At 36.0% G+C, this 11,194-nt stretch carries 10 protein-coding genes and 1 pseudogene; 7 read left to right on the forward strand and 4 right to left on the reverse strand.

Annotated features, from left to right (window positions below):
* The first annotated feature begins 33 nt into the window (after positions 1 to 33).
* From IPH11_07560 to IPH11_07575, 4 genes are all read left to right on the forward strand, one after another.
* Positions 34 to 1,458 (forward strand): ferrous iron transporter B, encoded by a 1,425-nt coding sequence (locus IPH11_07560; protein MBK6913515.1) that lies wholly within the window; start codon positions 34 to 36, stop codon positions 1,456 to 1,458.
* Between the two features lie 22 nt (positions 1,459 to 1,480).
* Positions 1,481 to 2,590 (forward strand): VIT1/CCC1 transporter family protein, encoded by a 1,110-nt coding sequence (locus IPH11_07565; GenBank protein MBK6913516.1) that lies wholly within the window; start codon positions 1,481 to 1,483, stop codon positions 2,588 to 2,590.
* 10 nt (positions 2,591 to 2,600) lie between these two features.
* Positions 2,601 to 3,377: an exodeoxyribonuclease III gene (gene xth, locus IPH11_07570; protein MBK6913517.1), complete on the forward strand. Its 777-nt coding sequence runs from the start codon at positions 2,601 to 2,603 to the stop codon at positions 3,375 to 3,377.
* Between the two features lie 181 nt (positions 3,378 to 3,558).
* A complete protein-coding gene (locus IPH11_07575) occupies positions 3,559 to 3,738 on the forward strand; it encodes a hypothetical protein (protein MBK6913518.1) in 180 nt (59 codons plus the stop codon).
* Between the two features lie 140 nt (positions 3,739 to 3,878).
* On the opposite strand, the gene IPH11_07580 is transcribed toward IPH11_07575, so the two are convergent.
* The 3 genes from IPH11_07580 to IPH11_07590 form a co-directional block, all read right to left on the reverse strand.
* Entirely contained in the window at positions 3,879 to 5,231 is a 1,353-nt protein-coding gene (locus IPH11_07580; protein ID MBK6913519.1) for an insulinase family protein, read from the reverse strand.
* A 62-nt stretch (positions 5,232 to 5,293) separates the two neighbouring features.
* A complete protein-coding gene (locus IPH11_07585; protein MBK6913520.1) occupies positions 5,294 to 6,610 on the reverse strand; it encodes an insulinase family protein in 1,317 nt (438 codons plus the stop codon).
* Between the two features lie 100 nt (positions 6,611 to 6,710).
* Positions 6,711 to 7,601 carry a DMT family transporter gene (locus tag IPH11_07590; protein MBK6913521.1) on the reverse strand — a complete coding sequence of 297 codons (891 nt, stop codon included), beginning with the start codon at positions 7,599 to 7,601 and terminating at the stop codon, positions 6,711 to 6,713.
* Between the two features lie 346 nt (positions 7,602 to 7,947).
* Between IPH11_07590 and IPH11_07595 the strand changes: the two genes are divergently transcribed.
* Both IPH11_07595 and mnmA read left to right on the forward strand, forming a co-directional pair.
* On the forward strand, positions 7,948 to 8,430 hold the full coding sequence (locus IPH11_07595; GenBank protein MBK6913522.1) for a hypothetical protein: 483 nt from the start codon (positions 7,948 to 7,950) through the stop codon (positions 8,428 to 8,430).
* Positions 8,427 to 9,483: pseudogene (gene mnmA, locus IPH11_07600) on the forward strand (tRNA 2-thiouridine(34) synthase MnmA). Before IPH11_07595 ends, mnmA begins: the two are co-directional and overlap by 4 nt.
* Positions 9,484 to 9,502: 19 nt before the next feature.
* Here mnmA and IPH11_07605 read toward each other — a convergent pair.
* Positions 9,503 to 9,727, reverse strand: coding sequence for a hypothetical protein (locus tag IPH11_07605; GenBank protein ID MBK6913523.1), 225 nt, complete (start codon positions 9,725 to 9,727; stop codon positions 9,503 to 9,505).
* A 360-nt stretch (positions 9,728 to 10,087) separates the two neighbouring features.
* Here IPH11_07605 and IPH11_07610 point away from each other — a divergent pair, with 360 nt between their 5' ends.
* On the forward strand, positions 10,088 to 11,020 hold the full coding sequence (locus IPH11_07610) for a DUF4097 family beta strand repeat protein (GenBank protein MBK6913524.1): 933 nt from the start codon (positions 10,088 to 10,090) through the stop codon (positions 11,018 to 11,020).
* The last annotated feature ends 174 nt before the right edge of the window (positions 11,021 to 11,194 follow it).

The following is an 11,194-nucleotide window of genomic DNA, read 5'->3' on the forward strand; positions in this document are numbered from 1 at the left end:
GACGCAAAGAACAAATGAATAAAAAAGAATTATATGAATAACGATAACATAAAACGAGAATCAATCTTAGCCACGGCAAATAAGTTGCGCTGGGATGTGGGAGAAAATCTCCACGACACTCTAATGGAATCCATTTATGAAAATGCCACCTCCATTGCAAGTAAAGTTGTAAGCTTTCCCGATAAGAAACCCGCGTTTAGTCTAGATAGAACTTTGGATAAAATACTTACAAGCAAGTATCTCGGTTTTCCAATTATGTTTTTGATACTTGCAGTTGTCTTCTGGATAACAATAGAGGGTGCAAATGTTCCTTCAGGTTTAATTGCAAACTTACTCGTAGATACGATGCATCCAATTTTAAAAACTATTACTGCTTCGTTTATGCCATGGTGGTTAAGCGGGGTATTGATTGACGGCGCTTATCTTGCAATGGCGTGGGTTGTAAGTGTAATGCTTCCGCCAATGGCAATATTTTTTCCTGTCTATACCTTGCTTGAAGATTTTGGTTACCTTCCGCGAGTGGCTTTTAATATGGACCCCCTTTATAAAAAAGTTGGTGCGCACGGAAAACAAGCATTAACAATGACAATGGGATTTGGCTGCAATGCTGCGGGTGTTGTTGCAACAAGAGTTATTGATTCCCCGCGCGAAAGATTAATTGCAATCATTACAAATAATTTTTCTTTATGCAACGGAAGATGGCCCACACAAATTCTTATCGCGACAATTTTTATTGGCGGTGCTGCCCCAGCGTATCTTGCAGGAATCGCATCAGCAGGAGCAGTTGTGTTTATTGCAATTTTAGGAATTGGATTTAGTTTAATTGTTTCGTGGGGATTATCAAAAAGTTTATTAAAGGGCGAAGCATCAGCATTTAGTTTAGAGTTACCGCCTTATAGACCACCAAGAATTCTGCATACACTTTATAGCTCTATAATTGATAGAACAATTTTTGTTTTGTGGCGTGCAATTGTATTTGCTATTCCTGCCGGAATGGTAATCTGGTTAGTTGCAAATATTATGATTGATGGAGTTTCAGTAGCAAATCATTTTATAAGTTGGTCAAATCCGGTAGCATTTATCTTCGGGTTAAACGGAATAATTTTACTTGCATACATAATTGCAATTCCCGCAAATGAAATTGTGATTCCAACAGTTTTAATGTTAACGGTTGCAAACCTTGCAATTTCAGGAATTGGCGGTGATAGCGGAGTAATGTTTGAACTCGATTCTGTTACAGATACCGCATCAATTTTACATGCTGGAGGATGGACTTTATTAACGGGAATTAATTTAATGATTTTCAGTTTACTACATAATCCTTGTTCAACTACCATCTTTACCATTTACAAAGAAACTAAAAGTATAAAATGGACTGTCATCTCTACGCTACTTCCGATTGCAATGGGTTTTACAATTACATTTTTTGTAACGCAGGTTTGGCGATTACTATTTTGAAAGTTCAAATTTTACACAAACTATGATTGACAAAAAAACTAAATCTCTTTGGCTTCATCACCTTCGCGATGAAGTTGATGCAGCATTTTTGTACAGAAAACTTGCCGGCTTAATTTCTGATGAAAAGAAAATTAAGATATACAAACAGCTTGCTGAAATCGAAGACAAACATGCCAAAGCGTGGAGCGACCTTCTTCAGAAGGAAAATATTAAAACTAATTATGAATCTGTATCTACGAAAGCAAAACTACTGGCATGGTTTTCTGAAAAATTTGGCCCGGGTTTATTAACAAACATGCTTTTAAAAGAAGAAGCCGCGGAAGTAAAAACATACCTTGCTTTATATAATTCAAGTCCCGCCGGGATAACAAAAAATATAGCACTACGCCTTGCACGCGATTCAGCCGAACACGCAGATAGGCTTATGCGTTCGGATGGGATCAAATCCGAACCCTGGCACAGTTCTAACTCGGGCGGTTTACTGCGAAATATTGTTTACGGTTTTAATGATGGTTTAACTGCAAACTTTGGTTTGATTGCCGGCATAATCGGAGCTAGTGCCGCACCGCATCTTATTCTTATTTCCGGCATAGCCGGCTTAACTGCAGATGCACTTTCGATGGGTTCGTCAGGTTACTTGGCTGCGGTAAGTGAAAAAGAAGTTTTTGATTATGAGCGTAAAATGGAAGCTGAAGAAATTAAACACATGCCCGAATTAGAAACTGAAGAACTTGCACTTATTTATGAATCAAAAGGAATGAACTCCGAAGAAGCACATGCACGTGCCGTAGAAGCTATGAAAAATCCCGAACAAGTTCTCGAAGATAAAGTGCGCGAAGAACTCGGCATTATTAACAAACCATTTACTCCATTTAAAGAAGGATGGGTTACCGGACTTTCGACTGCCGTGGGTGCTCTCATTCCTGTCTTTCCTTTTTTTTTCCTGGAGGGTTCAATAGCGATAATAAGTTCTTTTATTATCTCAATGCTCGCACATTTTGGAGTTGGTGCAGCAAGAAGTTTTTTCACAGGGCGTGGGATTTTCCGAAGCGGCTTTGATATGTTTGTTGTTGGCTTCGGTGTTGCAGCAGTTGGTTATTTTATCGGTGAATTAATTATTAAAATTTTATAGAGAAATTTTTATGACAAAATTAAAATTACTTTCGTGGAATGTTAACGGGATCAGGGCTGTTCAGAAAAAAGGATTTATCGAATGGTTGTTAAAAGAAAATCCCGATATGCTTTGTGTTCAAGAAACCAAAGCTCATCCCGAACAATTATCCGAAGAACTTTTAAATATTAATGGATATAAATCATATTTCTCTTCTTCGATAGTTAAGAAGGGGTACAGCGGAGTTGCTATCTACACGAAGGAGGAGCCAATTAACGTTGAACATGGTTTTGGAATACCGAAGTTTGATGATGAAGGCAGAATTATTCTCGCCGAGTATAAAAATTTTATGTTGATTAATATTTACTATCCAAACGGTAAAGCAAGCGCTGAGCGGTTGCAGTACAAAATGGATTTTTATGATGCCTTTCTCGATTACTCAAATAAACTTGTAAAAAAAGGAAAGAAACTTGTTATCTGCGGGGATGTAAACACAGCTCATAAAGAAATTGATCTTGCCCGGCCAAAAGAAAACGAAAAAACTTCAGGCTTCCTTCCAATCGAAAGGGAGTGGATGGATAAATTTTTCTCGAATGGTTATCACGATACTTTCAGAATGTTCAGCAGCGAACCGGAACAATATTCCTGGTGGGATATGGTAACGCGTGCCCGCGAAAGAAATGTCGGCTGGAGAATAGATTACTTTTTTGTATCATATAATTTTAAACAGAATGTAAAAAATGCTTTCATCCTCGAAGATGTAATGGGCTCAGACCATTGTCCGGTAGGAATTGATATAGAAATTTAAAGATCGCACGAAAGTCTCTTATCGAAATAGAATTATCCGCGAAGCAAAGAATATCTAAAACTTCAGCAATAGTTCTCTCTATAAAATTTTGATCTTAACATTATTTCCCAAGTGACGAAACCACACTGCCCATTTAGCCTTAACTATGCCAAATTAGCTTGCAGACTTTTACAATATTACCTTGAAGCTTCAGAACCCTATTGCAGATTTTGACAATGCCACCATGAAGCTTCAAAGCCCTATTGCAGATTTTCGCAATACCGCCATGAAGCTTCAATGCCCTATTGCAGATTTTCGCAATGCCGCCATGAAGCTTCAAAGCCCTATTGCAGATTTTAACAATGCCGCTATGAAGCTTTAGAGTGCTACTGCATATTTTTACAATACCATCATGAAAATTTCAAACTAAGCTGCTGATTTTTAAATTATAAATATGAAAATTCTGCTGAAGTAAACTTTTCAGTTTTAAAGAATTTTAATCATTGCTTCAGCAGAAAAAACCTAAAATCCTTCTGCAGTAATTTCTTTCTCTAACACTTCGCCGTATTTTTTTACTTCACTGCGCAACTCATCTGCTTTGCCGATTAGTACAAACTGAAGTTTATCTTTTGGAAAATATTTATTGATTATTTCTTTTGATTTTTCAATAGTAAAAGCGTCAACATTTTTTTCAAAATCATTTATAAAAGAATCATCCAATCCGAAGTGGAACATTTCAGTCAATAAGTTTGCAAGGTCGCCGGAAGTTTCATAGTCTGGGGGAAACTGTCCTTTAATATAATTTTTTGCAGATGAAAGAGTTTTATCATCAATGCCTTTTGCCCAAAGGCGATTGTAAGTTTCAAGTGCAAGATCAATTGCCTGAATAGTTGTTGAAGTTTTTGTGAAAGTGCTGATTAGAAAAGTCCCGGAATATTTATAAGGAACAAATGAACTTCGCGCACCGTAAGTCAATCCCGAATTTACACGCAGTTCATCATTCAACCAGGAAGTAAATCTTCCGCCGAGTATTGTGTTAATTACTTGAAGCCCGACAAAATCGGAATTATTTCTTGTAACCCCCGCCCCACCAATCAGAAAAGTGGTTTCATAAGAATCGCTTTTGTTTACAAGTAATACACGGCTCTTTTCAAATTTTAATTCAGGAGTTTCAAATATTTTTACTCCGTCAAACTCAACCGATTTCCAGTTTCCGAATAATGACGAAATTTTTTCTTTCATTTCAGAAGTAGAAAAATCTCCGACAATTGCGATTGCCGAAAGCGAAGGCTGATAATTTGATTTATAAAAATTCTGAATATCAATTGGAGTGATAGCTGTAATTCCTGTTGATGTCCCGTTAACAGGATTGCCGTAAACGCTATTGGCAAAAATAAATTTGTTGAAGTAAGAACGAATCACACTCCGCGGACTCTCTTTTGCCTGTTCAAGTTCAACAAGCCAGCGCTGCTGACGTTTATTTATTTCTTCTTTGGGGAAAACCGGATCAACAATTATTTCTTTCAATATTGGTAAAATTTTATCAGCATCATCTTTTATGAATGAAGTTGATAGGGTTGATGTTTCGGTTCCCGCATTTGTGTTAATATTAGCACCAAAAAAATCAAAAGTTTCTTCTATCTGATTTTTAGTGAAGCTCTTTGTCCCGTATAACAACGCATCTGAAGTGAAGGAAGCTAACCCGTTTTTTTCTCCGTCATTAACTGCACCTGCGGGAAAGACTGCTGTAATATAAATTAATGGAACTTCATGGCGTTCCATTAAATAAACAGTCAGTCCGTTGGAAAGGGTTACTTTTTCATAAGGGGGTAGCGAAAACTTTTTTGATTCCATTTGTGCCATTGTGTTGAACATCGTTGATAATAAAATGGTAATAATAAATACTTTGGTGAATAATAAATTATGCTTTTTCATTTTTAATTCTCCTCTCCCTGCATTATCCCAATTGTTTTGTTTGTTTTTACAAAATATTTTGCAGCAACTCGTTTAATATCTTCCGTCGTGACTTTCTTAAAATCTTTCGGTGCATTGAACATTTTTTTATAATCACCAAAAAACATTTCATAAGTGCCGAGTGTGTTAGCTTTGCCATTTATGGTTTCGAGCGAGTGATAAAATTCAGAATGCTTTTGATTTTTTACTTTTTGAAGTTCATTCTCAGACACGCCTTCTGAAATAATTTTGCTTAATTCATCTTCAATCGCATTCTCAAGTTGAAGAGCGCTCACTCCATCATTTGCAACTGCATAAATGAAAAAGAGAAAGGGATCAAACGCCTGCGGGAAATAAGTTTCTACATCAGTTGCAAGCTGCTGTTTATCAATGATTGAACTATAAAGCCGTGAAGAATTGCCGCTTGTTAAAATTGAATTGAGAAGTTCGAGAGCGTAAAAATCTTCAGAGCCGGTAGCAGGAACATGATAAGCAAACATAACGTTGGGAGTAAAAACATCTTTCTTAACAAAAATTCTTTTCTCGCCGAGTTGATTAGGTTCAACTGTATGAATTTTTCGCGGCGCATCCTGTGCAGGGATTGGTTCAAAATATTTTTCGGCCAGTTTTTTCACTTCATCAAAATTGACATCACCTACTATCACTACGCTTCCATTGTTTGGTGCATAATAAGTTTTAAAATAATTTTGAAGATCTTTTTTCTGCCACCCCTTTATGTCCGATTCATACCCAATAACAGGCCAATGATAAGGATGGGCTACCATCGAAACACCAAGCAGTTCCTGATTGAGATATTCCCAATTACTGTTCTCAAGCCCGGTACTCCTTTCAGAAAGTATAACTCCGCGTTCACTTTCGATCATTTTGTCATCGAAATTTAAATCGGCAATTCTATCGGCTTCAAGTTCAAACATTAATTCGAGAGATGAACTTGGAAACCAATCAGTGTAAACAGTTACATTCTCTGTTGTGTACGCATTGTTCGAACCGCCGGCAGCTTCCATAGTTCTGTCGAATTCTTTTGGTCCGTATTTTTTAGCACCGTTAAACATCATATGTTCGAAGAAGTGTGAAAGCCCCGTAATGCCGGGATATTCATTTCGTGAACCGACACGCCAGAATAAATACATATTTGCATTCGGGATTGAATGATCTTCGAGAACTATTATCTTCATTCCGTTTTTAAGTTGAAAAGTTTTCACGTCTTCAGGTTTTGTTTGTCCAATTGCTGCCATAGTCAAGCACACAAAAAATATTAATAATTTCATAAATGCCTTCATAAAAAGAAGTTTTAATAATAAGTGATTGTAAAAATATCTAAAAAGATTGACACGATTAAGGAATAATTTTTTTTACTAAACGAAAGTTCAAATGATAAGTTTATTTCCTTTTTAGCTGAACGAGCACCGCACCGCAAGCCGCTGCAAACATTCCCAATCCTTCTTGCATTGATATTTCCTCTCCCAGAAAAATCCATGCAAGTAATGCTATCTGAACTAACATAGTTCCATTAATAATACTTGATTCCATTGCGCTCAACATTTGCAGAGTTTTATTCCATAATACAAATGCAAGAGCCGTGTTTACAATTGCAAGCCATAAAAGATAAAATAAATTTTCCTTACTGATTTGATTAATCCCTTGAACAAATATACCAGTAATGATTAATACAAAAGATCCCACACCCATGCTTACAAGCGTAACAATAAACGGACTAAATTTGCCGGATCTGTTTACTTTTCTTCCAAGAACAGCAGACCCGGCATTTGCGAAAACCCCGATTAACATTACAAACAATCCCGCTTGCTCATTTTCCAAAAAATTTATTGGAACAAAGTAAATAATTATACCAGTCAGAAAAAGAAAGGTACCAAACCACTGAAGGTTTGTTGGATACTCTGAAATCAAAACGATCGCCATAAAAGCAACAACGATGGGGGTAAAATTAAGTAACAGACTAACAGTAACTGCCGGGATGAGTGATAAGCCGATAAACTGCGCACCTTGCGTAAGCGGATAAAACATCAATCCAAGAAGTGAAAGATTTATCCAATCTTTTTTCGCTAATGATTTAATGACTTTAATATTTTTATTTGTGAATGCAAACGGAAGCAGACAAATAAACGCAATGAAGTATCGAAGTCCTGCAAATGTAATGGGCGGAATTTCAGTCAAGCCCCACTTAATAATCACAAACGATGTTGACCAAAGAAAGGTTACAAGCAATGCAAGCAAAATAGCAGATAGCCTTGGGGCAATTAATAAATTCATTAATTAAATTTATTGAAATTATATTTGAGAAAAAATTAAAAATAACAAGGGGAACAACTCGTTCCCTTTTAGAGAAATATTACCACACCCCAGCGCAGCAAGATCGTATTTTTAGTACGGTTGTTGTACCAAAACCAGGAGCGAAACCAGCAATGTTCCATTCCATTTGACAATTGACATTTGATGACTGACGTATTGCTTGTCCTGTCCACTGTTACTGCTTTGTTTTGTTTTTTTAAGGCAGCATTATTTAGTTTATTGGAAAAATATTGAAACAGAAATTTCAGGAATGCGAGTCAAAAAATTGTTAAATTTTCATCAGATTATTTTTGAATTAAAATTAAAGATGAAGACATATTACTATCCTTTATTTTACAAGTTATTATTTCGTTACGGAAATATTCCACTTACTTTTATATTATCAGCCTATCTTGTTTATCTCGTCTTGAACATTGATAGGGAGCTGTATTTTGTTCTGCCAACACTCATAAATCTTTTTATTATTTATTATTTGAATAAGACTTACTTGCGCATGTACAAAATTATGCCGTTCAGAATAAAAGCCGATGACGAGAAATTGTACTGCGATAAATTTATTTTTTCTAAAAAGATTGCTGAGATTTGTTACGAAGATATTTCGTTGCTTCAAGGCGGAATATTCAGCGGTAAGCATCGCGGGATGATGGTTATTAGGGATGGAAAAAATAATTTCACAATTGGTTTTTATCATAAAATAAATGGCGGAAAAGCTCTCGAAACAATTCTACTTAGCAAAGTTCCAAAACCTGTTTACGATGAAGTGATAAATAGAATCGGAATTAAAAAATGAAAATTGCAGTTTTACTTTCCGGCGGAGTTGACAGCTCTGTTGCATTGAATTTGTTGAAAGAACAAAATCATAATCTTACTGCTTTTTATTTAAAAAATTTGGCTGCAGGATGAATTTTCTTTTCTTGGCGACTGCCCCTGGGAAGAAGACTTAAAGTTTGCTCGTGCTGTCTGTGAGAAGGCTGGGGTACCTCTCGAAGTGCTCCCTCTTCAAACAGAGTATTGGGACTCGGTAGTTTCATACACAATAGATGAAATTAAAGAAGGAAGAACCCCCAACCCTGATATGTTCTGTAACAGCCTGATTAAGTTCGGGCAGTTTTATGATAAGATTGATTCTGCTTTTAAAAAAGTTGCAAGCGGGCATTATGCAAAAGTTATATGTGATAGATCAAAATATATTTTAAAAACTACTCCTGATCCTGTCAAAGATCAAACATATTTTCTCGCATATCTCACACAGCAGCAATTAAGCAGAGCATATTTTCCGTTGGGTGATTTTAATAAACAGCAAGTAAGAGACCTTGCTCATAAATATGAACTTGCAAACATGGATCGCAAAGACAGCCAGGGCATTTGCTTTTTGGGTCAGATAAAATTTGATGAGTTTATTAAACATCATCTCGGAGAATTATCCGGGGATATAATTGAAATTGAAACTCAAAAAAAGCTTGGCAGACATAAAGGATATTATTTTTATACCATTGGGCAGCGCTCGGGGTTGGGGTTATCCGGCGGTCCCTGGTATGTTGTGAAAAAAGATATCGAGAATAATATCGTCTTTATTTCAAGACAGAATACGCAAGAATTAAGCAGAGATAAATTTTTAGTCGGAAAGTTCAATTGGATCGCTGGAGAACAGCCTTCAAAAGAAAATCTAAAAATAAAGATTAGGCACGGCGCCCAGTATTATAATTGCAATTTAAAATTCATCAATGATGATAGTGCCTTAGTTCAGTTGGATAAAGGTGATCGCGGAATAGCGCCTGGACAATTTGCAGTTTTTTATGATGACATGGTTTGTCTGGGCGGGGGTATTATTCTCCTGGAATAATTTATACTGTTAGATACAATTAACTGAGAATATTTTTATTCAGATTAAATTTTTTCAGTTCGTGAGGCAGACTATAAATTTCCCTCTCCTTACTTATACTCAGCATTTTTTGGCAGCCGCTGCAGAAGTATGCATATCTTACTCCGATAACCGAATCCAACTTACAAACCCACACCTCATTTATTTTCGCACGGCAAAGTGGACAGGTCATCTGTACTTTTTCTTTTTCAATTTTCTTGAACATTTATTTATCCTGCCGTTTAGACAAAAGTGATTTGATTTTTGTTACTTCCAAAATAGATTTTTTTATGATAATAACCAGAACAAAATCAATCCTTGCTACTCCAAAATTGATGATAAAAAATATTTATGCTTTATTTGCTTGTCATTTCACTGTTTCATATTGCCGCTCAACAAAAATTATTTCCGCATATAAGAATGAGGTTGGATTAGACTTTAGCTTTTAGTTTTTTCACCTGTGAAATTGTAATAATCTTTTTCAACAGGAAACAAACAAAGCATTTGAAGATTGATTTCTCAGTTATTTATAAATGCAGTAACCAAATTCTTTTTCTTAAGTCTAAACATAAAAAAGGAGCAAAATATGTCAACACAAAAAAACTTTTTCAGCTATTTAACTTTTCTACTCGCAATGGTTATACCTTTGTCTTGTGCTTATTCATCAGACAAGAATAACTTATCGGACGACCTAAAGGTTCTGCACGAAAAAACATTTCAAATATCACCCGGTAAAAAAATTGAGCTTGATGCTTCGGTTGGTGATGTAATGATAACTTCGTGGGACAAATCGGAAGTTTATATTAAAGTACTCGGTAATGAAAAAGCCGAGGACAAAATTGAATTTGAGTTTAATGGAACATCGGACTTAGTAAAAGTAAAAGCTAAAAAGACCGGATCATTATTCAACTGGTTTGGAAGCGGAGTAAAATTAAGATTTGAAATCAAAGTTCCTGCGTCTTTCAATACTAAAGTTTCTACCAGCGGGGGTGATATTAAATTTGCGGATGTTTCCGGAGATCAATATTTAAGCACTTCAGGAGGGGATATAATAGTAAAAAACTCGCACGGAAAATTAGACGTATCAACTTCGGGCGGTGATATATCAACCGAAAACAGCAAAGGTTTGATGATGCTTTCCACTTCCGGCGGTGATGTGATTGCTAATAATTTTGAGGGAGATGTCTCTGCGGAAACTTCAGGCGGAGATATCCATTTGAGCGGAATGAATTCAAAAGTAAAAGCCGAAACTTCAGGTGGTGATATTGTGCTTGATTATTCAGGCGCAAATGATGGAATTGATTTAAGTACGTCAGGCGGAGATATAATGATAAAACTCCCTGCTGATTTTAGTGCTGCTGCAAAATTGTATACTTCGGGCGGGGATATTTCCTGCGAGCTTACAACTAACAACGTAGGCAAAAAATCTTCCTCAAAACTTGAAGGCGATTTGAATTCTGGTGGAAATCTTCTTCACGCCGAAACTTCAGGTGGTGATATTGTTGTAAGTAAAAAGTAGTACTATAATTTGATAAAGATGACATCTCCTTTTAGGATGTCATCTTTATCATTAATTCGCATTACGTAATTGTCATGCTGAATTCATTTCAGCATCTAAAAATTTTAAGAAAGAAGATCCTGAAACAATTCATTATCCAACAGACATAATGACATAAAGTTTACCTTTGCATAA

The sequence above is a fragment of the Ignavibacteriales bacterium genome (assembly GCA_016709155.1).
GTDB lineage: Bacteria > Bacteroidota > Ignavibacteria > Ignavibacteriales > Ignavibacteriaceae > JADJEI01.

Excerpts from the sequence above, each read along its gene's own strand:
- IPH11_07560 (MBK6913515.1), top strand. The coding sequence starts at position 34 with ATGAATAACGATAACATAAAACGAGAATCAATCTTAGCCACGGCAAAT.
- IPH11_07565 (MBK6913516.1), top strand. The coding sequence starts at position 1,481 with ATGATTGACAAAAAAACTAAATCTCTTTGGCTTCATCACCTTCGCGAT.
- xth (MBK6913517.1), top strand. The coding sequence starts at position 2,601 with ATGACAAAATTAAAATTACTTTCGTGGAATGTTAACGGGATCAGGGCT.
- IPH11_07580 (MBK6913519.1), bottom strand. The coding sequence starts at position 5,231 with ATGTTCAACACAATGGCACAAATGGAATCAAAAAAGTTTTCGCTACCC.
- IPH11_07585 (MBK6913520.1), bottom strand. The coding sequence starts at position 6,610 with ATGAAGGCATTTATGAAATTATTAATATTTTTTGTGTGCTTGACTATG.
- IPH11_07590 (MBK6913521.1), bottom strand. The coding sequence starts at position 7,601 with ATGAATTTATTAATTGCCCCAAGGCTATCTGCTATTTTGCTTGCATTG.
- IPH11_07595 (MBK6913522.1), top strand. The coding sequence starts at position 7,948 with ATGAAGACATATTACTATCCTTTATTTTACAAGTTATTATTTCGTTAC.
- IPH11_07605 (MBK6913523.1), bottom strand. The coding sequence starts at position 9,727 with ATGTTCAAGAAAATTGAAAAAGAAAAAGTACAGATGACCTGTCCACTT.
- IPH11_07610 (MBK6913524.1), top strand. The coding sequence starts at position 10,088 with ATGTCAACACAAAAAAACTTTTTCAGCTATTTAACTTTTCTACTCGCA.